Raw genomic sequence first — 21,074 nt, forward strand, 5'->3', positions numbered from 1 at the left:
GACCGGCGCGATGTCGTAGGCGAACAGCGTGTGGCCGGCGTCGATCAGGTGCCCGGCCATCGGGCGCCCCATGATCCCCAAGCCGATGAATCCAACCTTCATGGGTCTCTCCTCAGGTCAAGCGGTGGCGGTTTCGGGTTGGTGGGCGCGCAGCCAGCCCAGCCCTTCGCTGGTGCCGCGGGCGGGCTTGTACTCGCAGCCGATCCAGCCCTGGTAGCCGAGCCGGTCGAGCGCCGCGAAGACGAAGGGGTAGTTGATCTCGCCGGTGCCCGGCTCGTTGCGGCCGGGGTTGTCGGCGACCTGCACGTGCGCGATCTTCGGCAGCAGGCGCTGGATGGTGGGGACGAGGTCCCCCTCCATGATCTGCATGTGGTAGACGTCGTACTGGATGAACAGGTTGTCCGACCCCACCGCGTCCAGCAGCCGCTCGGCCTGCGCCGTGGTGTTCAGGTGGAAGCCCGGGATGTCGCGGGTGTTGATCGGCTCGACCAGCAGGCGGATGCCCGCGGCCTTCAGCGCTTTGGCGGCGAAGGCCAGATTGTCCACCAGCGTGCGCTCCAGCGCGTCGGGCGACGCGCCGGCCGGCGTCTTGCCGACCAGGCAGTTGACCTGCGGGCAGCCGAGCGCCTTGGCGTACTCGATGGCCTTGCCGACGCCGTCCCGGAACTCGCCGACGCGGTCGGGGAGGATGGCAATGCCGCGCTCCCCGGCCTCCCAGTCGCCGGCCGGCAGGTTGTGCAGGACCTGCGCCAGACGGTGGCGCTCCAGCCGCTCGGCCAGGGCCTCCTTTTCGAAGGCGTAGGGGAACAGGTATTCCACCCCCTTGAAGCCGTCCTTCGCCGCCGCCGCGAAGCGGTCGAGGAAGCCGACCTCGTTGTAGAGCATGGTCAGGTTGGCTGCGAACTTGGGCATCTCGATCTCCCTGCCTTTTATGCGTTGACCAGCTGCGGTTCCTGAGCCGGGAGGTCGAGGACCTCCTCGAACTCGGTCACGTTGTTGATCTCCGTGCCCATGGCGATGTTGGTGACGCGCTCCAGGATGACCTCGACCACCACCGGCACCTGGAACTCGTCCATCCATTTCTCCGCCTGGGCGAAGGCCGAGGACAGGTCGTTCGGGTCGGTGACGCGGATCGCCTTGCAGCCCAGCCCCTCGGCCACCGCGACGTGGTCGACACCGTAGCCGTTGACCTCGGGCGCGTTGACGTTCTCGAAGCTCAGCTGGACCTGGAAGTCCATCTGGAAGGCGCGCTGCGCCTGCCGGATCAGGCCGAGGTAGGAGTTGTTCACCAGCACGTGGATGTACGGCAGCTTGAACTGCGCGCCCACCGCCAGCTCCTCGATCAGGAACTGGAAGTCGTAGTCGCCGGACAGCGCCACGATCTTGCGCTTCGGGTCGGCCACGCGGACGCCCAGCGCCGCCGGCAGCGTCCAGCCCAGCGGGCCGGCCTGGCCGCAGTTGATCCAGTTGCGCGCCTTGTAGACGTGCAGGAACTGCGCGCCGGCGATCTGCGACAGGCCGATGGTGCTGACGTAGCAGGTGTCGCGGCCGAAGGCGGCGTTCATCTCCTGGTAGACGCGCTGCGGCTTGATCGGCTTGTTGTCGAAGTCCGAGCGGCGCAGCATGGTGCGCTTGCGCGTCTGGCACTGCTTCACCCAGGCCGAGCGGTCCTTCAGCTTGCCGGCGGCCTTCCATTCCCTCGCCACCGTGACGAAGAGGTCGAGCGCGGCGCCCGCGTCGGACACGATGCCGAAGTCCGGCGTGAAGACGCGGCCGATCTGCGTCGGCTCGATGTCCACGTGCACGAACTTGCGGCCCTTGGTGTAGACGTCCACCGATCCGGTGTGCCGGTTGGCCCAGCGGTTGCCGATGCCGAGCACGAAGTCGGACTCCAGCATCGTCGCGTTGCCGTAGCGGTGGCTGGTCTGCAGCCCCACCATGCCGGCCATCAGCGGGTGGTCGTCGGGGATGGTGCCCCAGCCCATCAGCGTCGGGATGACCGGCACGCCGGTCAGCTCCGCGAACTCCACCAGGCGCTCGCCGGCGTCGGCGTTGATGATGCCGCCGCCCGCGACGATCAGCGGCCGCTCGGCCGCGTTCAGCATCTTCAGCGCCTTCTCGACCTGGGCGCGGGTGGCGGCCGGCTTGTAGACGGGCAGGGGGGTGTAGGTGTCGGGGTCGAACTCGATCTCCGCCATCTGCACGTCGATCGGCAGGTCGATCAGCACCGGGCCCGGACGGCCGGAGCGCATGACGTGGAACGCCTGCTGGAAGGCATAGGGGACCTGCCCCGGCTCCAGCACCGTCAGCGCCCACTTGGTCACCGGCTTGGCGATGTCGGGCACGTTGATGGCCTGGAAGTCCTCCTTGTGCAGGCGGGCGCGCGGCGCCTGGCCGGTGATGCACAGGATCGGGATGGAGTCGGCCGAGGCCGAGTAGAGGCCGGTGATCATGTCGGTGCCGGCCGGGCCGGAGGTGCCGACGCACACGCCGATGTTGCCGGCGTTGGCGCGGGTGTAGCCCTCGGCCATGTGGGAGGCGCCCTCGACGTGGCGCGCCAGGATGTGGCCGATCCGGCCGTTGGCCTGCAGCGCCGCGTAGAACGGGTTGATGGCCGCTCCGGGGACGCCGAAGCAGACGCTCACGCCTTCCTTCTCCAGGACGTGCACCGCCGCCTCAATTGCCCGCATCCTTGCCATGTCTCGTCTCCTCCTTTGGGCGACGGAATGCCGTCGCGTTGCCCAAGCTTTCGCCGGGAGACGTCCGTTGGGCAAACCAACGCGGAAATCTTTCCGCGTCGTGGAAAGCGCACCGAAAGTGGGGGTGCCCAAGGCCCCGCCGGCCTGCCATGGTGCCCGGATGAGCCGTTTGCCGACCCCTGCGCTGCTGGCGATCACCGACCGCCGGCAGGCGGCGCAGCCGCTTCCCGATCTTGCCGAGGCGCTGTTCGCCGCCGGCCTGCGCTGGCTGTCGCTGCGCGAGAAGGACCTGCTCGCCACGGAGCAGGCGGCGCTCGCCCGTGCGCTGGTGGCGCGGGCGCGGCGGTGGGGCGCGGTGGTGACGGTGCACGGCGACGGGGAGTTGGCGCGGGCGGCGGGGGCGGGCGGTGTCCACCTGCCGGACGGCGGCGATCCGGCGGCGGCGCGGCGGATCCTCGGCCCCGACGCGCTGGTCGGCGTGTCGGCGCACGGGATGGACGGGCTGCGGCGCGCGGCGGGGGCCGACTACGCCACCGTCTCGCCGGTGTTCGCCTCGGCCAGCAAGCCTGGGTACGGGCCGATCCTGGGTGTGGATGGCCTGCGACATTGTGTCGCTGCGGCCGACGTGCCGGTGCTGGCGCTGGGCGGAGTCGACGCGGCCGGGGCCCCGGCCTGCATGGCGGCGGGGGCGGCCGGGGTGGCGGTCATGGGGCCGCTGATGCGCGGTCCGGGCGGGCTGCCGGAGCTGCTGCGCGCGGTCGCCCGCTAGACCGCCGGCAGCGCTCTTCCGAGCGGCGCATCTGGACATTTCCGCGCCGAATGTGCATCTGGTATGGCAGATACGGGAAACAAGAATCGGCCCGCGTTCGGAGCCGCGGCGCAGCCGTGGGGCCTCGCCGGGGCGGCCATCAGCAGGGGACCAAGCGACGATGACTCCTCCGGCGCTCAACGTACAGCCGCTCGACACCGGGACGACCTTCCGCACCCAGGTCTACCACACGCTGAAGCAGGCCATCTCCGAGATGGACATCTACGACCATGAGTCGGAGATCCGCCTCGACGAGCGGCAGCTCAGCGACCTGCTGGGCGTGAGCCGCACGCCGATCCGCGAGGCGCTGACCCTGCTGGAGCAGGAGGGCTTCATCCGCCTGCTGCCGCGCCGCGGCATCTTCGTGATCCGCAAGACCAAGGCCGAGATCATCGAGATGGTCCAGGTCTGGGCGGCGCTGGAGAGCATGGCCGGCCGTCTCGTCGCCGAGAACGCCCCGGACGAGGACATTCGCACGCTGTGGGACCTGTTCCGCAACTTCGAGCAGCGCAGCCCGAAGGAGAACGTCGGCGAGTACTCGGAAGCCAACATCGCCTTCCACAAGAGCATCATCCGGCTCAGCGGCTCGAAGCTGATCCAGGAGATGACCGACAACCTGTTCATCCACATGCGGGCGATCCGCAAGCTGACCATCGGCCAGGAGGACCGCGCCGAGCGGTCGATCCACGACCACAAGGAAATCATCAAGGCGCTGGAGCGCCGCGACGCCGACCAGGCCGAGAAGCTGATCCGCGAGCACACCATCGGCTTGGCCAAGCACGTCGAGACGCACTGCGATTTTCTGAACTGACCTTTAGCCCCTCCCCCCCCTCGCGGGGGAGGGGTTGGGGAGAAGGGGAAGAAGCGTGGCCGGTTTCACCGGCGCCACCCTCTCCCCAACCCCTCTCCCATCGAGGGAGAGGGGCTTTGAGCTTACACCGGCTCCAGCAGTGACTTGCGGGCGGCGTCCACCAGCGGCGGCGTGCCGTCGTTCGGCGCGATGCTGATGACGCGCAGGGCGTTGGTGGCGCCCGGCGTGCCGAAGGGGACGCCGGCGGTCACCACCAGCGACTGCCCCGGAGCGCCGATCCCCTCCTGCGAGGCGACGAGGCTGGCGCGCTCGACCATCTCCGCGAAGCTCTCGATGTCGGCGCTGGTCCACACCGGGTGGATGCCCCAGCCGAGCGCCAGCCGGCGCGCCGTGTCGCGGCGGACGCTGAGGCCGAGGATCGGCACCGTCGGCCGTTCGCGCGAGGCGCGCAGCGCGGTCGAGCCGGTCGCGGTGAAGGTCACGATGCCGGCGGCGGAGATCGTCTCGGCGATCTGGCGCGCCGCGGCCGACAGCGCGTCGGGCGTGGTCGCCTCCGGGTTGGGATGCTCGCTGTCCATGATGCGGCGGTAGAGCGGGTCGCGCTCGACCCGGCGGACGATGCGGTCCATCATCGCCACCGCCTCCACCGGGAAGCTGCCCGAGGCGGACTCCGCCGACAGCATCACCGCGTCGGCGCCGTCGTACACGGCGTTCGCCACGTCGGACGCCTCGGCGCGGGTCGGGCTCGGCTCGCTGATCATGGATTCCAGCATCTGCGTGGCGACGATCACCGGCTTGCCGAGCTGGCGGCTCATGCGGATCATGCGCTTCTGCAGGCCGGGCACGTCCTCCGGCGGCAGCTCGACGCCGAGGTCGCCGCGCGCCACCATCACGGCGTCGGACAGCCGGATGATCTCGTGCAGGTGGGGCAGGGCGGCCGGCTTCTCGATCTTGGTCATGACGTGGGCGCGGTCACCGATCAGTTCGCGCGCCTCCAGGATGTCCTCGGGGCGCTGCACGAAGCTGAGGCCGATCCAGTCCACCCCCAGCGCCAGGCCGAAGCGCAGGTCGCTGCGGTCCTTCTCGGACAGGGCGCTGAGCGCCAGCGTGGCGCCGGGCACGTTCATGCCCTTGCGGTCGGAGAGGTTGCCGCCGACCAGCACCTCGGTCTCCGCGTGGTCCGGCCCGCAGCTCAGCACGCGCAGGCGGATGCGGCCGTCGTTCAGCAGCAGGTCGTGGCCGCGCTCGAGGCTCTGGAAGATCTCCGGGTGCGGCAGGCAGACCCGCCCGCCATCGCCCGGCGTGAGGTCGAGGTCGAGGCGGAAGCGGCCACCCGTCTTCAGGGCCACCGGCCCCTGCGCGAAGGTGCCGACGCGCAGCTTCGGCCCCTGGAGGTCGAGCAGCACGCCGATCGGCCGGCCGACCGTTTCCTCGACGGCGCGGATCTGGCGGTAGCGTTCGGCGTGCTCGGCCTGGGTGCCGTGGCTGGCGTTCAGGCGGAAGACGTCGACGCCGGCCTCCGCCAGCTCGAAGATCCGGCTGTAGGTCGAACTGGCCGGACCCAGCGTGGCGACGATCTTGGTGCTGCGGTTGCGCGGCATGGCGCCCTCCCCAACTCGTGATAGCGATTGGCGGTGATGGGGCGATGCTGAGGCCGCACGGCGGGAGGGGTCAACGAAACCGCCCGGCTTTTCCATATGATGGGAAAGCCCCCGCGGGCGCGTTGACCCCGTTGCGGCCGGCGTGTGGCAATCGCCCTGAACCACGCGAAGGACCGCCCGATGGCGCTGCCCGATCCCATTCCCTCCGCCAGCCTGATCCTGCTGCGCGACGCCGCGGAGGGGCTGGAGGTGTTCATGGTCCGGCGCCACGCCGGGCTGCGCTTCGCCGCCGGGGCCACGGTGTTCCCCGGCGGCCGGGTCGATCCGGAGGATCGCGCGCCGGACGGCTGGACGCTGGACGACGCGCCGGCGGCCGACCTGCCGCTCCGCCTCGCCGCCATCCGTGAGGCGTTCGAGGAGTGCGGCATCCTGCTGGTGCGCGAACCGCTGGACGGCGCGCGGCTGGCGGCGCTGCGGGCGCCATCGCCGCTCGGCTTCGGCCAGCGTCTGCGGGCGGCCGGCGTGCGGCCGGCCACCGGGGCTCTGGTGCCGTTCGCCCGCTGGATCACGCCGGAGACGGTGTGGCGGCGCTTCGACGCGACGTTTTTCCTAGCCCCGGCGCCGGCCGGGCAGGACGCGGTGGTGGACGGTGGCGAGGCGGTCGAGGGGCTCTGGGCCGCGCCGCGGGCGGTCCTGGAGGCGGACGAGGCCGGGCGCCTCTCGCTGGTGTTCGCCACCCGCATGAACCTGACGCGGCTGGCCGCGTGCCGGACGGTGCGCGAGGCGCTGGAGGCGGCGGCCCGCCACCAGCCGCTGGTCCCCATCCTGCCGCGCTTCGCCGACACCGCGGCGGGCCCTGTGCTGCGCATCCCGGAGGGCGCCGGCTACACCCCCACCGAGGTTGCCGCCGGCCTCGTCCGACTGGGCTGAGAGAAGGAGAGTTCCCATGACCTTGCTGCACGAGGGCAGCCGCCGGCGCTTCCGCCATTTTCCGCGCGTGGCCCGCTACGACGACGTGTTCGGGATGCAGCTGTTCGGCCTGACCGGCTGGAGCGGCAGCGGCAAGACGACTCTGCTCGCCAAGCTGCTGCCGGTGCTGATAGGGCGCGGCCTGCAGGTCTCGACGTTGAAGCACGCGCACAAGGGCTTCGACATCGACCACCCGGGCAAGGACAGCCACACCCATCGTCTGGCCGGCGCCACCGAGGTGCTGGTCAGCTCGCCGACGCGCTGGGCCCTCGTGCGCGAGCTGCGCGACGAGCCGGAGCCGACGCTGGAGGATCTGCTGGCCAAGCTCTCCCCGGTCGATCTGGTGCTGGTCGAGGGCTTCAAGCGCGATCGCCATCCGAAGCTGGAGGTGTGGCGACGGGAGGTCGGCAAGCCGCTGATCGCGCGCGACGATCCGAGCATCGTCGCAGTGGCCAGCGACGGCCCGGTGCCGGAGTCCCCCGTGCCGGTTCTCGACCTCGACGATGCGGAGGCCATCGCCGCGCTGGTGATGGAGCGGGCGATGCCGATCCGGCGGCGGGATGTGCGCGCGACGGAATGATCGTTCTGCCAAATGATTGAGCGGCTAACTGTTTGAGCGGCCGTAATTTTTCCGTCTTGCTGCTTTGCAGCATTTGCGCAGCTGGGTATGTGGCATGCCAGTGTAGGATCTCCTTGTTCAAACGATGGAGATCAGCCATGACGACCTCGACCCTCCCGCACCACGCCGGTTCCGCGCAGGCCACGCCGCACGCCGTCCAGGCGGTGCGCGAGTTCCTGATCGCCTGGTTCCAGGCCACCCCGGTGTACCTCGTCTACCGCGCTCTGACCCATTGAGCCGTCCCGCCGGGCGGACGCCGCGGAATGCGGCGCCGCCCGCTGTCGTTTCCGAAGCTTAGCCGCTACAATGCACCGCCTCTTCCGGGGTGGGGCGAAACAGACCCACCGCCGCCGGTGTTTGGCAATCCGTTGTTTCAAACGCTATTGGCTGACGGACAGCGATAGGTTCGCAAGGCATGTGGCAAGAGTCGGTGGATATGAACGACGTTGATAGCCTGAAATGCGTTGTCGGGTGGAGTTTGGGAGGTCTGGTCGCCAGCAGCGTCGTGATCGCTGCACTGATCCTGACGCCGCCGCCCGAGGGGGACGTGGTCACCGAGCGTGCCGTGGCCAGCTTGGACCAGCAGACCTGCAAGCGCATGATGGATACCTTCGTCGAGCAGTCCCGCTCGGGCGCGCAGATCATCTGGCTGTGGGCGGAGGAATCGACTCCGCGCGTCTTCGGCGCCGGCCCGTGGAGCAAGCAGCAGGTCGATCCCTCGGCGCCGCCGCGCCCCTACGCCTTCCACCCCGGCAGCCAGACCGCCCCGCCGCAGGCCTGCTCCTTCCCCGAGAACACGCTGCACATCGTTGCGGTCGAACCGGAGGCCCGCGCCGACACCTTCATCGGCGCCGGCCTGCAGTGAGCGGCGCCGCTCAGGCGCCGCAGGCCGCCCGATAGGCCTCCAGGGTCGAGCGCAGGTCGCTCGGGATCGGGATGGAGGCGAAATCGTCCAGCGCCGTCGCCACCACCGTCAGCCGCCCCGCCAGCCGCACGCTGCCCTCGATCTCGCCGGTGATGCCGATGGAGATCGAACTGCGGCCGATGCGCTCCACCCGCACGCCCAGGGTCAGCGTCTCCCCCATGCGGCTGGGGATGAGGAAGTCGCACTCCGCATGGACGATCGGCAAGCCGATCCGCCGCTCCAGGATCAGGTCGGCGTAGTTGATGCCCAGCCCGTGCGTGAACCAGTCCTCCACCACCCCGTTGAACATGTCGAAGTACACCGGGAAATAGACGATCCCGGCCGGGTCGGTGTGCGAGAAGCGGATCGGCCGCTGCACCCGGAAGGCGCCGGGCGGCAGCGGCCGGCGTCGGGCCTCGGCGTCGGGGGATGGGACCGGCGGTCCTAGGGTGTCGGGCATTATAGGCGCTTTCCCTGCACGCGTCGCGCATCGTTCGTTTGGCGAACAATAGCGCACCCTACACCATGTTGCAGTGCAAATCAGCAGCGAATCGCCGGCCGGCGGCTCTGTCAGCGGAACCGGGAACGGCGCGGCCGGCGGTTGCGCCGTCCGCGTGTTCGTAAGGGGGGGCGAATGCTTGATCGGCTATTAGTTCGCGTCCCCATCAAAAGCGCTTGCCAGGCATGTGGCATCTGGTATACCGTATCAACGATGCCAATGACGGCCAGGACGGCAGCGCCACGGCGCTCCGCCCGACGGCAAGGGGCAGAGACGTTTCGAGAGCAGTGCCATGACCTCGGGTATCGACATCGACCAGTTCGTGACGGCCATCGGCGACGCGATCATCGTGTCGGATGCCCGGGGCGCCATCACGGTCTGGAATCCGGCGGCTGAACGGATGTTCGGCTTCAGCCGGGACGAGGCCCTTGGCCGGTCGCTCGACCTCATCATCCCGGAGCGGCAGCGCCAGCGTCACTGGGACGGGTACGAGACGACCATGCGCACGGGGGAGACCCGCTACGGCACCCAGCTGCTGCGGGTCCCGGCGCTGCACAAGGACGGGCACACGCTCTCCATCGCGTTCACCGTCGCCCTGCTGCGCGGGGCCGACGGGGCGGTGACGGGAATCGTCGCCGTCGTCCGTGACGAGACCACCCGCTGGAACGAGGAGCGCGCCCTGCGCCGCCGCGTCGCCGAGCTGGAGTCCGCGTCCGGCTGAATCAACCGCGTTCGGCGCTGGGCATCGGCCCCCGGCGCCTCATCGCCAAAAAGCGACGGCTTTCTGGCTCCACCTCGGAAACCCCCGCCTGGGGGGCCGCTGAGAAGATCCATTAGGGAGTGAGACACACATGAGCAAGCCGCTGGATGGGATCAAGATCATCGATTTCACGCACGTCCAGGCCGGTCCCGCCTGCACGCAGCTGCTGGCATGGTACGGCGCCGACGTCATCAAGGTGGAGCGTCCGGGTGCCGGCGACGTCACCCGCACGCAGCTCCGCGACATCCCGGATGCGGACGCCCTCTATTTCACGATGCTGAACAGCAACAAGCGCTCCCTCACCCTCGACACCAAGACCAAGCAGGGCAAGGAAGTGCTGGAGAAGCTGATCCGGCAGTCCGACGTGCTGGTCGAGAACTTCGGCCCCGGCGCGCTCGACCGCATGGGCTTCACCTGGGACTACATCCGCGAGCTGAACCCGGGCATGATCGTCGCTTCGGTGAAGGGCTTCAGCGACGGCCACCACTACGAGGACCTGAAGGTCTACGAGAACGTCGCGCAGTGCGCCGGCGGCGCCGCCTCGACCACGGGCTTCTGGGATGGCCCGCCGACCGTCAGCGCCGCGGCGCTGGGCGACAGCAACACCGGCATGCACCTGGCCATCGGCATCCTGACCGCCCTCATGCACCGCCAGAAGACCGGCAAGGGCCAGAAGGTCGCCGTGTCGATGCAGGACGCGGTCATCAACCTTTGCCGCGTGAAGCTGCGCGACCAGCTGCGCCTCGACCGCGTCGGCTACCTTGAGGAGTACCCGCAGTACCCGCACGGTGAGTTCACCGACGTCGTTCCGCGCGGCGGCAACGCCGGCGGCGGCGGCCAGCCGGGCTGGGTCCTGAAGTGCAAGGGCTGGGAGACCGACCCGAACGCCTACATCTACTTCACCATCCAGGGCCACGCCTGGGCGCCGATCTGCAAGGCGCTGGGCCGGGAGGAGTGGATCGACGATCCGGCCTACAACACCCCGCGCGCCCGCCAGGACAAGATCTTCGACATCTTCGCCGTCATCGAGAACTGGCTGGCCGACAAGACCAAGTACGAGGCGGTCGACATCCTGCGCAAGTTCGACATTCCCTGCGCGCCGGTGTTGACCATGAAGGAGATCGCCGAGTGCCCGTCGCTGCGCAAGAGCGGCACCATCGTCGAGGTGGAGCACAAGCAGCGCGGCAACTACCTGACGGTCGGCAGCCCGATCAAGTTCTCCGACCTTAGGGTCGAAGTCACCGGGTCGCCGCTGCTCGGCGAGCACACCGACGAGGTCCTGGCCCAGCTTGGCTACAGCAAGGAGCAGATCGCCGAAATGCACGCCACCAAGGCGGTCTGACGGCAGTCTGACGGCCGGTACCCCGAACTACTGGCCACGGCGCGGCGCCTCCGAGAGGGGGCGCCGTTTCCGTTTTTCAGTCATTTTTCCTCGTCATCCCCGCGAAGGCGGAGATGACGAAAAAAGACAGGCTAAAGCTCTTCAAATCCACCCTAGCGCAGCCACTCCCGGACTTCGCGGATGCGCTGGTCGCCCTGTTGGGTGCGGGCGTAGGATTTGCCGTACTGGGTCTGGTACTCGCGCACGCAGCCCTCGCGGACCAGCTCCTCCAGCGCCGGGCGGACCACGGCCGGCTTCAGGTTGGTCGCCTGGGTGATGGCCAGCAGCGTGGCCGGGGGGATCGTGATGCTCGGCCCCGGTGTGGCGCGCAGCGTGGTGAGCGTTGTCCAGTTGACCGACAGCGGCGACATCATGCGAACGTCCCTCGGCTTATCCAGCGTCCGGGGTCGCCACCCGTCCGCGCTGCGCCGGTGGATTGGGAGGCCCCCAAGGGTTCAAGCATACGGTTTAAACCCGACCCCCGGTCAAGGGTTCCGCGCGCGCTCCAGCAGCGGGGCGACGGCGTCGAGCGCGCCGGTCAGCAGGATCTGCACGCCCACGCAGAACAGCAGGAAGGCGAACAGCCGGGTGACGATGCGCGCCCGCGTCTGGCCGAGCAGCGCCACCAGCCGGTCGGCCGAGCGGTAGGACAGCCAGATCAGCAGCGCGATGGCGACCGCCGCCGCCGACATGCCGACGAAGAACCGTCCCAGCGCCGCCGGGTCGGCCGGCCGGGTGGCGCCCAGCGCGATGGCGACGGAGATGGTGCCGGGCCCGGTGGTGAACGGCACGGTGAGCGGGAAGAAGGCCGACTCCTCGACGCTGCCGGCCGGCGTGGGCTGCTCCTGCGTGGCCTGCTCCTGCTTGCGGGCCTCGTGCGCCTCGGGCGCGGTGAGCAGGACCCAGGCGCGCTCCGCCACCACGAAACCGCCGGCGATGCGCAGCGCGGCCAGTGAGATCCCGAAGAAGTTCAGCACATAGGCGCCGGCCCACAGCGCCGTCAGCATGACCGCCGCCGAATAGGCGGCGACCAGCCGGGCCAGTTGCGCGCGTTCGCTCGCGGTGCGGCCGGCGGTCACCTGGCTGAAGATCAGCGCCATGGCGACCGGGTTGACGATCGAGAACAGCGCCGTGAACGCGAGCAGGAAGCTGTCCAGCATGACGAGTGGTGGTTCCCCGTGGCGTGTCCGGGCCCCATAAGGCCCGGCGCCAGGCCGGCCGTCAATCCGGCGCGTCGGTCGGCGGTGGCGCGGGCGGAGTCCCGCGACTCCATGCCCTGCCTTCCGGGTGGCGTGTTCTTCGCACTGTTAAGATTGTGTGTCAGAAAAATGATGTATAAGCTAAATATTGGCGGCTTCAAGGTGCTGATGATCTAAATATTGTAAACGCCTTATTCTGCCGTTATACGGATTTCGTCTTTGCATATTGGCCGGGCGGCGAGGAGCGCGCGCATGGAGACGGCATCCGAGGTGAAGCGGTACCGGAGCATCTGGATCTCCGACGTCCATCTGGGCACCCGCGGCTGCAAGGCGGAGTTCCTGCTGGACTTCCTCAAGCACAACGAATCGGACTACCTGTACCTGGTCGGCGACATCGTCGATGGCTGGCGGCTGAAGAAGGGTTGGTACTGGCCGCAGGCGCACAACGACGTGGTGCAGAAGGTGCTGCGCCGGGCGCGCAAGGGCGCCAAGGTCGTCTACATCCCCGGCAACCACGACGAGGGCGCGCGCGATTTCCTGGGCCTCGCCTTCGGCGGCGTCAAGGTTATGGAGGAGGCGGTGCACACCACCGCCGACGGCCGCCGCCTGCTGGTCACCCACGGCGACCAGTTTGACGCGGTGGTGAAGTACGCCAAGTGGCTCGCCATCGTCGGCGACCACGCCTACGTGGCGCTGCTGCACGTCAACACCGCCTTCAACTGGGCGCGGCGCAAGCTGGGCTTCGGCTACTGGTCGCTGTCCGCCTACCTGAAGCACAAGGCGAAGTCGGCGGTCGAGTACATCGGCGCCTACGAAACCACCCTGGTGGAGGAGGCGCAGCGGCGTGGCGTGGAGGGCATCGTCTGCGGCCACATCCACCACGCCGAACTGCGCGAGATGGAAGGGATCCTCTATTGCAACGACGGCGACTGGGTCGAATCCTGCACCGCGTTGGTCGAGCACGCCAGCGGTGCCCTGGAAATCCTGCACTGGGCGGAGATCATGCAGCGGCGGGAGAGCGCCCCGCTGCCGGAGCGGGCGGCGGCGTGAACATCCTGATCGTCACCGACGCCTGGCACCCGCAGGTGAACGGCGTCGTGCGCACCATCGCCACCGTGCGCGCCGAGCTGGAGGCCATGGGCCAGACCGTCGAGGTCATCGGCCCCGACCGCTTCCGCACCGTCCCCATGCCCTCCTACCCGGAGATCCGCCTCGCGCTCGGCGCCGGGCGCAGGCTGGCGTGGATGGTCGAGGCGTTGCGCCCCGACTGCATCCACATCGCCACCGAGGGGCCGCTGGGCTTCGCGGCGCGGCGCTGGTGCCTGAAGCGCGGCGTGCCGTTCACCACCGCCTACCACACGCGCTTCCCCGAGTACGTGCGCGACCGCCTGCCGGTGCCGCTGGCGCTGAGCTACGCGGTGGTGCGGCGCTTCCACCGGCCGTCCTCGGCGGTGATGGTGGCCACGCCGTCCATCGAGCGGGACCTGCGCGCCCGCGGCTTCGGGAACATCCGGCGCTGGACCCGCGGCGTCGACACCGAGCTGTTCCGCCCGCGCGCAAAGGGCTTTCTCGACCTGCCGCGGCCGGTCGCGCTGTACGTCGGCCGGGTGGCGGTGGAGAAGAACCTGGAGGAATTCCTGAAGCTGGACCTACCCGGCACCAAGGTGGTCGTCGGCGACGGGCCGGCCAGGGCGGACCTGGAGGCGCGGTATCCGGGCGTCGTCTGGGTCGGCGCCAAGCACGGCGAGGAGCTGGCGCAGCACTACGCGGCGGCGGACGTCTTCGTCTTCCCGTCGCGCACCGACACCTTCGGGCTGGTGCTGCTGGAGGCGCTGGCCTCCGGCGTGCCGGTCGCCGCCTACCCGGTGCCGGGGCCGCTCGACGTGGTGGACGGCTCCGGCGCCGGCTGCCTGGACGAGGACCTGAAGCGCGCGGTCGAAGGGGCGCTGGCCATCCCGCCGGAGCGCTGCCGGGACCACGCGCTGACCTTTTCCTGGCGGCGCTCGGCGGAGCAGTTCCTGGGCAACCTGCGGGCGTTTACCTGAGGCGGAGGGGCCTGATGCGTACGCACCGTCAGGTCACCTCGCTGCTGCGGTCGTCCTTCGGGCGCTCGTCGCTGGGCAGCTTGCCCTTGACCAGGAAACAGACGTTCTCGGCCACGTTGGTGGCGTGGTCGCCGACGCGCTCGATCGCCTTGGCGGCGAACAGCAGGTGCGTGCAGCCGGTGATCTGCTGCGGCGACTCCATCATGTAGGTCAGCAGCTCGCGGAACAGCGCGGTGTAGGCGTGGTCGACCTCGCCGTCGCGGTTGCGCACCGCGGTCGCCAACTCTGCGTTCCTGGTGGCATAGGCTGTCACCATGTCGCGGATCATGCCGAGCACGCTCTCGCCCATCCAGCCCAGTGACGGCACCGCCGGCGGCGGCACCGGCAGCGCGCCGATGGTCACCGCGCGCTTGGCGATGGTGCGGGCGAAGTCGCCCATCCGCTCGAGGTCGGAGGAGATGCGGAACGCCGCCACGATTTCCCGCAGGTCGCCGGCCATCGGCTGGCGCAGCGCCAGCAGGCGCACGGCCATGCTCTCCACCTGATGCTCCAGGCGGTCGATCTCGGCATCGCCGGCGATCACCGCCGCCGCCAGTTCCGCGTCGCCGGTGGTGATCGCCTTCATCGCGTCGGCGAACTGGCTCTCGGCCAGCCGGCCCATCCGCTCGATGGTCCCGCGCAGCGCGGTCAGCTCCTGGTCGAACGCGTGGATCGTGTGCTCGCTGCCCATCCGGCGCCTCGTCTGCTTGCCCGTAGCGCCCTGTATATGTCGTCGCGCCGTCCCAGGGCAATGCGCCGCCCTACGGCCGCGTTTATGGTTAATGTAGAATTAACCAAGAGGTGCGAGGGTTCGAAAGTCCGAACTTGAGAGCACTCGCCGCAAATGCCCCAAAACCGACTGACCGTGGTCCTGTCCGACGCCGCCGAGCATCATGTCTCCGGCGCCATGGCGGATCGCGAGCCCGCCCGCGAGCCCCCCCGCGAGCCCGACGTGCAGCTTGCCGCCATGGTGCCGCAGAGCGTCAAGCGCGCCGTGCGCCGCCGCGCCGAGGAGGAGGGCACCACGGTGCGCAGCGTCCTGTTGCGCGCGCTGAAGCTGGCCGGCATCGCGGAGGTGGACGACGCCGAGATCGCCGACCGCCGGGTCGCCGCCGGCGCGCTGCGGTCCGGCATCTGGCGTAACCAGCGGCGGTGAGCCGCCATCCCTGTTCTCCGGCATTCCTGGTCCGATGAGTCTTTTGAAGCGCTTGATGCTGCTGGTCGTCCTGGTCCTCGTGCCGGCGGCGGTGATCGAGATCGGCAACGAGTTCGAACTGCGCACCGCCCGTGAGGCGGAGGTGCACCAGACCACCGAGCGGCTGGCCGGCCTCATCGAGGCGGAGCAGGGCCGGATCGCTGAGGGCGTGCGGCAGGTGCTGCTGACGCTCGGCCGCACCGCCGCGGTGCGCGGCGGCGACGACGAGCGCTGCCAGGACCTGCTGGACCGGCTGGGCGCCGATTACCCCGCCCACATGGCGGTGCACATCGCCGGGCCGACCGGCGTGATCCGCTGCGCCACCGACGCGGCGGCGGTCGGCTTCTCCATCGCCGACCGCCCGCATTTCCGGATGGCGCTGGAGCACAACGGCTTCGTCGTCGGCGAGCACCTGCGCCAGCGCACCACCGGCCTGCCGGCGTTGCCCTTCGCGCTGCCCTTCCGCGACGCCAAGGGGCAGGACGGCGTGGCGACCGCGCTGCTCGACCTCGGCTGGCTGAAGTCCTACGTCGCCGGCAAGCCGCTGCCGGACGGCGCGCTGTTGCTGGTCGCCGACCGCAACGGCAGCCTGCTGGCCCGCGTGCCGGAGATCGGCGGCGCGGTCGGATCGCCGCTGCCGGAGCCGTTCCGGGACCTGCTGCGCGCCGGGGCGCCCGGCACCGTGGAACTGACCGGTTCGGACGGCGTGACGCGCGTCGTCGCGTTCCGGCCGGCGGCGGCGGGTATCGACGGGCTGTTCATCGCCGTGGGCATCGACAAGCAGGCGGCCACCGCGCCGATGCGCGCCGCCATGCACCGCGCGCTGGCGGTGATCGGCGGCGTGGCGCTGCTGACGCTGGCGGCGGCGTGGTGGGGCGCGGACTGTTTCGTGTACCGGCCGCTCGGCGCGCTGGCCGACGCCGCGCGGCGCTGGCGGGTCGGCGACCTGTCGGCGCGCACCGGGATCAGCGACGGGTCGGAGATCGGGCAGCTCGCCCGCGCCTTCGACGCCATGGCCGAGGACCTGCAGCACCAGACCACCGTGCGCGAGCAGGCCAACGCGCTCGCCCACAAGATGGCTGCGGTGCTGGCCAGCACCACCGACGGCGTCTTCGAGGTGGACCGCGGCTGGCGCATCACCTTCGTCAACGACCGCGCCCGCGCGCTGATCGCCGGCGATCGCGAGCTGGTCGGTCAACGGCTGTGGGACTCCTTCCCCGAGGCGGTCGGCAGCGTCTTCAGCCGCGAGTACGAGCGCGCCATGGCCGAGCAGGCGCCGGTCGAGTTCGAAGGCTTCTACCCGCCGCTGGGCGCATGGTTCGCGGTGCGCGCCTTCCCGTCGCAGGGCGGGCTGGCGGTGTTCTTCCAGGACATCACCGCGCGCAAGCAGGCCGACGCCGCGCTGCAGGCAGCCACCCGCGAGAAGAGCGAGCTGCTGGCGCGGCACGACGCGCTGCTGGCGCACGCGCCGGTCGGCTTCGCCTTCTTCGACGGCGCGCGCCGCTGCATCGGCGTCAACCCGGAACTGGCCCGCCTCACCGGCCGCGACGCCGGGGTGCTGATCGGACAGCCCGTCGAGGCGGTGCTGCCCGACAACGCGCTGGCGCTCGCCCCGGTCATCGAGCGGGTGTTCGCCAGCGGCGAGGCGGCGCAGACCCACGAGATCGTCGGCCTGGGTGATGCGGTGGGTGAAGAGTTGGGTGAGGGGCCGGACGGCGGGCGCCGGCACTGGCTGGCCAACGTCTACCCGGTCCGCGAGGAGGGCGCCGTCACCGCGGTGGGCGTCGTCGTGATGGAGGTCACCGAGCTGCGCGAGGCCGAGGCGGCACGGCGGTGCAGCGACGAGCGCGCCCGCTCGGTCTTCGCCCAGGCCGCCGTCGGCCTCGAGCGCGTGGCGCTGGACGGCCGCATCCTTGAGGCCAACGACAAGCTCGGCGCCATCCTCGGCTGCGCGCCGGAAGAGATCGCCGGCCGCTCGTTCCGCGACCTGACGCACCCCGACGACCGCGCCGCCGAGGAGGCGCTGCTCGACCACCTGCTGGTCGGCGACATCCCGAGCTACGCCGTGGAGAAGCGCTACCTGCGCAAGGACGGCAGCCCGGTATGGGTGCGCGTCACCTCCTCGCTGGCCCGCATCACCGGGACGGAGGAGGCCTACCGCATCTCCGTCGTCGAGGACATCGGCGAGCGCAAGGCCGCCGAGGCGGCGCTGCACCGCGCCAAGGAAGAGGCGGAGCGCGCCGACCTCGCCAAGACCAAGTTCCTGGCGGCGGCCAGCCACGACCTGCGCCAGCCCCTGCAGTCGCTGTTCTTCTTCACCGCCGCGCTGGGCGCGCAGGTCACCCCGAAGGGGACCGAGGTGCTGCGCAACCTGGAGCGCGGGCTGGACGCGCTGAAGGGGCTGCTGGACAGCCTGCTCGACGTGTCGCGCCTGGACGCCGGGCTGGTGGTGCCGGAGATCGAGGACTTCCCGGTCTCCGACGTGCTGGACGAGATCGGCGCGGCCACCGCGCCGGTCGCCGCCGCCAGGGGCCTGCTGTGGCGGGTGGCGCCGTGCACGGCGGTGGTGCGCAGCGACCGCACGCTGCTGTCGCGCATGCTGCGCAACCTCGTCGAGAACGCGGTGCGCTATACGGCGGACGGCGCGGTGGCGCTGGAGTGCCGGGTCGAAACCGACGCGCTGACCCTCACCGTGCGCGACAGCGGCATCGGAATCCCGCCCGACCAGCTAGAGCGGATCTGGGAGGAGTTCCACCAGGTCGGCAACCCGGAGCGCGACCGCACGCAGGGCCTCGGCCTCGGCCTCGCCATCGTGCGGCGCCTGTCGGATCTCCTGGGGCATCCGGTCGAGGTGCGCTCGGAGGTTGGGCGCGGGTCGGCGTTCCGCATCCGCGTGCCGCTCGGCGCCGCCATCGCCCGGCCGGCCTCCGCCACGCCGGCCGAGCCGCCGGCGAGCGGGGAAGGGCGCTTCGCCGTGCTGGTGGACGACGACGCCATCGTGCTGATGGGGCTGCAGGCGATCCTGACCGAGTGGGGCTACGACGTGCTGATCGCCGGCTCCGCCGACCAGGTGGTCGAGCGCCTGGAGGCCGACGGCCGGCGGCCGGACATCGTGGTGGCCGACTACCGCCTGCGCGAGGGGCGGGTGGGGACCGAGGCGATCCTGCGGGTGCGGGACCTGCGCGGCGCCGACATTCCCGGCGTCATCCTGACCGGCGAGACCGGCCCGGAATGCCAGCACGACGCGGCGCTCCACCACTTCACCGTGGTGCACAAGCCGGTCACCCCGCGTGAACTGGGTGCCGCGCTGGAGCGGCAGATGCACGCGGCGGAGTAGACAAGAAGCCCCTCCCCCCTTGCGGGGGAGGGGGTGGGGAGAGGGGGGCGCGGGCGAAGCCCGCAAGTTCCGCTTGCCACCCTCTCCCCAACCCCTCTCCCCTCAAGGGAGAGGGGCTTCCTCCGCCGTCTCGAACAGGCTTCCCTGCGTGCCGCCGAAATCCACCTGGATCACCGTCGAGCGCGCCATGATCGCGGCGCGGCCGGAGTCGGTCAGGCGGCAGACCAGCCAGTCGGGCTTCAGCGGGTTGTCGAACCAGCGCTCGGCCCATCCGGCGTCGATGCAGGCGCGGATGGTGCGCGGATTCACCCGCTGGCCGTTCTTGGTGAACAGCGGCAGCTTGCCGCCCGGCTGTTCCATGCCGCGGCGCAGCCACGCTGCCTGCTGGTCGCTGGGCGTGCGGCGGGAGCCGGAGGAGCGCGGCGCGGGCATGGCGGTCTCGGGAGGGGCTGTGGCAAAGTCGGGACATCCTAATCCGGAACCGTGAGCGGATCCATGGACCTCGTGTTCGCCTACGTCACCGCAAGCTCCCCCGACGAGGCCCGGCGCATCGGCCGCGCCCTGGTGGAGGAGCGGCTGGCCGCCTGCGTCAACATCCTGCCCGGCATGATCTCGATCTACCGCTGGCAGGGCGCCGTGGAGACCGCCGAGGAGACGGTGCTGATCGCCAAGACGCGCGCCGACCTGTTCGAGGCGCTGAGTGCGCGGGTGAAGGAACTGCACAGCTACGACGTGCCCTGCGTGGTCGAACTGCGCCTGGGGCGCGGCAACCCCGACTACCTCGGCTGGCTGGAAGCCGAGACCGCCTGACCTTCGGGTTGCATGACCGCCATGCGGCGGGCGCGGTTGCCGGTGCCCTGGACGCGTGCGACTTTTTGTCCGGATTCATCCGCACCCGGAGATGTTTATGACCGACCTGTCCGCCCGCCTGTCCGTCGGCTTCTCCTGGATCGGCCACACGATGATGCACATCGTGGCCGCGCTGTACCTCACCGTGGTGCTGGCGCTGGAGCGGGAGTGGAGCCTGCCCTACGACGACCTGATCCGGCTGTGGACGCTGGGCGCCCTGCTGATCGGGCTGGGCGCGCCGCTGGCCGGCTGGCTGGGCGACCGCTGGAGCGAGTCGCGGATGATGGCCGTCTTCTTCCTGATCACCGGCGCCGGGTCCGTCGCCAGCGGGCTGGCCGAGACGCCGGCGCAGATGACGGCGGCGCTGGCGGTGCTCGGCCTCGGCGCCTCGATCTACCATCCCGTGGGCATGGCGTGGATGGTCAAGAACGCCGTCAACCGCGGCAAGGCGCTGGGCTATCTCGGCCTGTTCGGCACCATCGGCATCGCCGTCGCCGCGGTGGTGGCCGGCGGCCTGACCGAGCTGTGGGGCTGGCGTTCGGCCTTCCTGATCCCCGGCGTGGTGTGCGTGCTGTTTGGTGTGGCGCTGGCGGCGTTGATCGGGCTCGGCCTGGTGCAGGACCGCAAGGGGGACCTGAAGCCGCAGGCCAAGCCGTCGCGCGGCGACGCGATGCGCGCCTTCTTCGTGCTGTCGGTCACCATGATCTGCGCCGGGCTGATGTTCAACGGCATGCAGGTGGTGCTGCCCAAGCTGTTCGAGACGCGGCTGGGCGCGATGCTGGGCGGCAGCACGCTGGGTGTCGGCGGGCTGGTCACCCTGGTCTATCTTCTGGCGGCGGTGCCGCAGCTGATCGGCGGGCACCTCGCCGACAAGTACCCGCTGAAGCTGATCTACGCCCTCTGCCTGATCCTGCAGGTGCCGATGATGGCCTGCATGGCGGTGCTCGGCGGGCTGCCGCTGGTGGTCGCGGCGGGGGCGGTGGTGATGGCCTCGCAGGTGCAGATCCCGGCGGAGAACCTGCTGCTCGCCCGCTACACGCCGGACAAGCACCGCGGCCTCGCGTTCGGCGCCAAGTTCATCCTGTCCTTCGGCGCCGGCCCGGTGGCGGTGCAGATGGTGGCGGCGTTCTACGAGCGCTTCGGCGAGTTCCAGGCGCTGTACCTGACGCTGACCGCCCTGGCGCTGCTGGCCTTCCTGGCGGCTCTGCTGCTGCCGACGGACCGTAAGGACGAGCCCGCGGCGCCGCCGGTGCCGGCCCCGGCGGAGTGAACGCTCCGAGCCGGAGGCGCGATCGCCGCCAGCGCTCCCTGGGGTTGCCGAATCGCGCCGGGCGCCGGCCCCTCCCCCGGCGGAACCGG

The 21,074-nt window shown here is 70.4% G+C and carries 23 protein-coding genes; 14 read left to right on the forward strand and 9 right to left on the reverse strand.

The genetic code is table 11. From position 1 onward, the window contains the following. From ACRWK7_RS05775 to gcl, 3 genes are all read right to left on the reverse strand, one after another. Positions 1-102 (reverse strand): NAD(P)-binding domain-containing protein (locus ACRWK7_RS05775; protein WP_431855329.1); only part of this gene is annotated, 102 nt, incomplete at its 3' end. 15 nt (positions 103-117) lie between these two features. Continuing rightward, positions 118-912 (reverse strand): hydroxypyruvate isomerase, encoded by a 795-nt coding sequence (gene hyi, locus ACRWK7_RS05780; protein WP_431855245.1) that lies wholly within the window; start codon positions 910-912, stop codon positions 118-120. Between the two features lie 17 nt (positions 913-929). Then, the gene (gcl, locus tag ACRWK7_RS05785; RefSeq protein WP_431855246.1) at positions 930-2,699 is read right to left on the reverse strand and encodes a glyoxylate carboligase; all 1,770 of its coding nucleotides are present in this window, start codon (positions 2,697-2,699) and stop codon (positions 930-932) included. Between the two features lie 160 nt (positions 2,700-2,859). On the opposite strand from gcl, the gene ACRWK7_RS05790 reads away from it, so the two are divergent. Beyond that, on the forward strand, positions 2,860-3,468 hold the full coding sequence (locus ACRWK7_RS05790; protein ID WP_431855247.1) for a thiamine phosphate synthase: 609 nt from the start codon (positions 2,860-2,862) through the stop codon (positions 3,466-3,468). Between the two features lie 160 nt (positions 3,469-3,628). Then, complete coding sequence (locus tag ACRWK7_RS05795; RefSeq protein WP_431855248.1) at positions 3,629-4,318, forward strand: GntR family transcriptional regulator; 690 nt, start codon at positions 3,629-3,631, stop codon at positions 4,316-4,318. A 122-nt stretch (positions 4,319-4,440) separates the two neighbouring features. On the opposite strand, the gene pyk is transcribed toward ACRWK7_RS05795, so the two are convergent. Next, positions 4,441-5,919 (reverse strand): pyruvate kinase, encoded by a 1,479-nt coding sequence (gene pyk, locus ACRWK7_RS05800; protein ID WP_431855249.1) that lies wholly within the window; start codon positions 5,917-5,919, stop codon positions 4,441-4,443. A gap of 144 nt (positions 5,920-6,063) precedes the next feature. Between pyk and ACRWK7_RS05805 the strand changes: the two genes are divergently transcribed. From ACRWK7_RS05805 to ACRWK7_RS05820, 4 genes are all read left to right on the forward strand, one after another. Beyond that, the gene (locus tag ACRWK7_RS05805) at positions 6,064-6,849 is read left to right on the forward strand and encodes an NUDIX hydrolase (protein WP_431855250.1); all 786 of its coding nucleotides are present in this window, start codon (positions 6,064-6,066) and stop codon (positions 6,847-6,849) included. A 94-nt stretch (positions 6,850-6,943) separates the two neighbouring features. Further along, positions 6,944-7,468, forward strand: coding sequence for a molybdopterin-guanine dinucleotide biosynthesis protein B (gene mobB, locus ACRWK7_RS05810; RefSeq protein ID WP_431855330.1), 525 nt, complete (start codon positions 6,944-6,946; stop codon positions 7,466-7,468). 137 nt (positions 7,469-7,605) lie between these two features. Beyond that, positions 7,606-7,743: a hypothetical protein gene (locus ACRWK7_RS05815; protein ID WP_431855251.1), complete on the forward strand. Its 138-nt coding sequence runs from the start codon at positions 7,606-7,608 to the stop codon at positions 7,741-7,743. 200 nt (positions 7,744-7,943) lie between these two features. Continuing rightward, positions 7,944-8,372 (forward strand): hypothetical protein, encoded by a 429-nt coding sequence (locus ACRWK7_RS05820; RefSeq protein ID WP_431855252.1) that lies wholly within the window; start codon positions 7,944-7,946, stop codon positions 8,370-8,372. 10 nt (positions 8,373-8,382) lie between these two features. Here ACRWK7_RS05820 and ACRWK7_RS05825 read toward each other — a convergent pair whose 3' ends face one another. Further along, the gene (locus ACRWK7_RS05825) at positions 8,383-8,871 is read right to left on the reverse strand and encodes an acyl-CoA thioesterase (RefSeq protein WP_431855254.1); all 489 of its coding nucleotides are present in this window, start codon (positions 8,869-8,871) and stop codon (positions 8,383-8,385) included. 331 nt (positions 8,872-9,202) lie between these two features. Here ACRWK7_RS05825 and ACRWK7_RS05830 point away from each other — a divergent pair, with 331 nt between their 5' ends. Then, positions 9,203-9,631 carry a PAS domain-containing protein gene (locus ACRWK7_RS05830; protein ID WP_431855255.1) on the forward strand — a complete coding sequence of 143 codons (429 nt, stop codon included), beginning with the start codon at positions 9,203-9,205 and terminating at the stop codon, positions 9,629-9,631. A gap of 130 nt (positions 9,632-9,761) precedes the next feature. Next, complete coding sequence (gene frc / locus ACRWK7_RS05835) at positions 9,762-11,012, forward strand: formyl-CoA transferase (protein WP_431855256.1); 1,251 nt, start codon at positions 9,762-9,764, stop codon at positions 11,010-11,012. 152 nt (positions 11,013-11,164) lie between these two features. On the opposite strand, the gene ACRWK7_RS05840 is transcribed toward frc, so the two are convergent. Then, positions 11,165-11,425, reverse strand: coding sequence for a hypothetical protein (locus ACRWK7_RS05840; RefSeq protein WP_431855257.1), 261 nt, complete (start codon positions 11,423-11,425; stop codon positions 11,165-11,167). 111 nt (positions 11,426-11,536) lie between these two features. Continuing rightward, positions 11,537-12,211: a MarC family protein gene (locus tag ACRWK7_RS05845; protein WP_431855258.1), complete on the reverse strand. Its 675-nt coding sequence runs from the start codon at positions 12,209-12,211 to the stop codon at positions 11,537-11,539. Positions 12,212-12,502: 291 nt separating this feature from the next. Here ACRWK7_RS05845 and ACRWK7_RS05850 point away from each other — a divergent pair, with 291 nt between their 5' ends. Both ACRWK7_RS05850 and ACRWK7_RS05855 read left to right on the forward strand, forming a co-directional pair. After that, the gene (locus ACRWK7_RS05850) at positions 12,503-13,300 is read left to right on the forward strand and encodes a UDP-2,3-diacylglucosamine diphosphatase (RefSeq protein WP_431855259.1); all 798 of its coding nucleotides are present in this window, start codon (positions 12,503-12,505) and stop codon (positions 13,298-13,300) included. Then, positions 13,297-14,295, forward strand: coding sequence for a glycosyltransferase family 4 protein (locus tag ACRWK7_RS05855; protein ID WP_431855260.1), 999 nt, complete (start codon positions 13,297-13,299; stop codon positions 14,293-14,295). Before ACRWK7_RS05850 ends, ACRWK7_RS05855 begins: the two co-directional genes overlap by 4 nt. A 28-nt stretch (positions 14,296-14,323) precedes the next feature. On the opposite strand, the gene phoU is transcribed toward ACRWK7_RS05855, so the two are convergent. After that, entirely contained in the window at positions 14,324-15,025 is a 702-nt protein-coding gene (phoU, locus tag ACRWK7_RS05860; RefSeq protein WP_431855261.1) for a phosphate signaling complex protein PhoU, read from the reverse strand. A gap of 153 nt (positions 15,026-15,178) precedes the next feature. On the opposite strand from phoU, the gene ACRWK7_RS05865 reads away from it, so the two are divergent. Both ACRWK7_RS05865 and ACRWK7_RS05870 read left to right on the forward strand, forming a co-directional pair. Next, complete coding sequence (locus tag ACRWK7_RS05865; RefSeq protein WP_431855262.1) at positions 15,179-15,490, forward strand: hypothetical protein; 312 nt, start codon at positions 15,179-15,181, stop codon at positions 15,488-15,490. Positions 15,491-15,545: 55 nt separating this feature from the next. Further along, a complete protein-coding gene (locus ACRWK7_RS05870; protein WP_431855263.1) occupies positions 15,546-18,866 on the forward strand; it encodes a PAS domain S-box protein in 3,321 nt (1,106 codons plus the stop codon). A 102-nt stretch (positions 18,867-18,968) separates the two neighbouring features. On the opposite strand, the gene ACRWK7_RS05875 is transcribed toward ACRWK7_RS05870, so the two are convergent. Continuing rightward, positions 18,969-19,298, reverse strand: coding sequence for a hypothetical protein (locus ACRWK7_RS05875; protein ID WP_431855264.1), 330 nt, complete (start codon positions 19,296-19,298; stop codon positions 18,969-18,971). Between the two features lie 63 nt (positions 19,299-19,361). Between ACRWK7_RS05875 and cutA the strand changes: the two genes are divergently transcribed. Further along, on the forward strand, positions 19,362-19,676 hold the full coding sequence (gene cutA, locus ACRWK7_RS05880; RefSeq protein ID WP_431855265.1) for a divalent-cation tolerance protein CutA: 315 nt from the start codon (positions 19,362-19,364) through the stop codon (positions 19,674-19,676). Between the two features lie 97 nt (positions 19,677-19,773). After that, positions 19,774-20,985: an MFS transporter gene (locus tag ACRWK7_RS05885; RefSeq protein ID WP_431855266.1), complete on the forward strand. Its 1,212-nt coding sequence runs from the start codon at positions 19,774-19,776 to the stop codon at positions 20,983-20,985. The last annotated feature ends 89 nt before the right edge of the window (positions 20,986-21,074 follow it).

The sequence above is a fragment of the Azospirillum sp. genome, assembly GCF_050789165.1.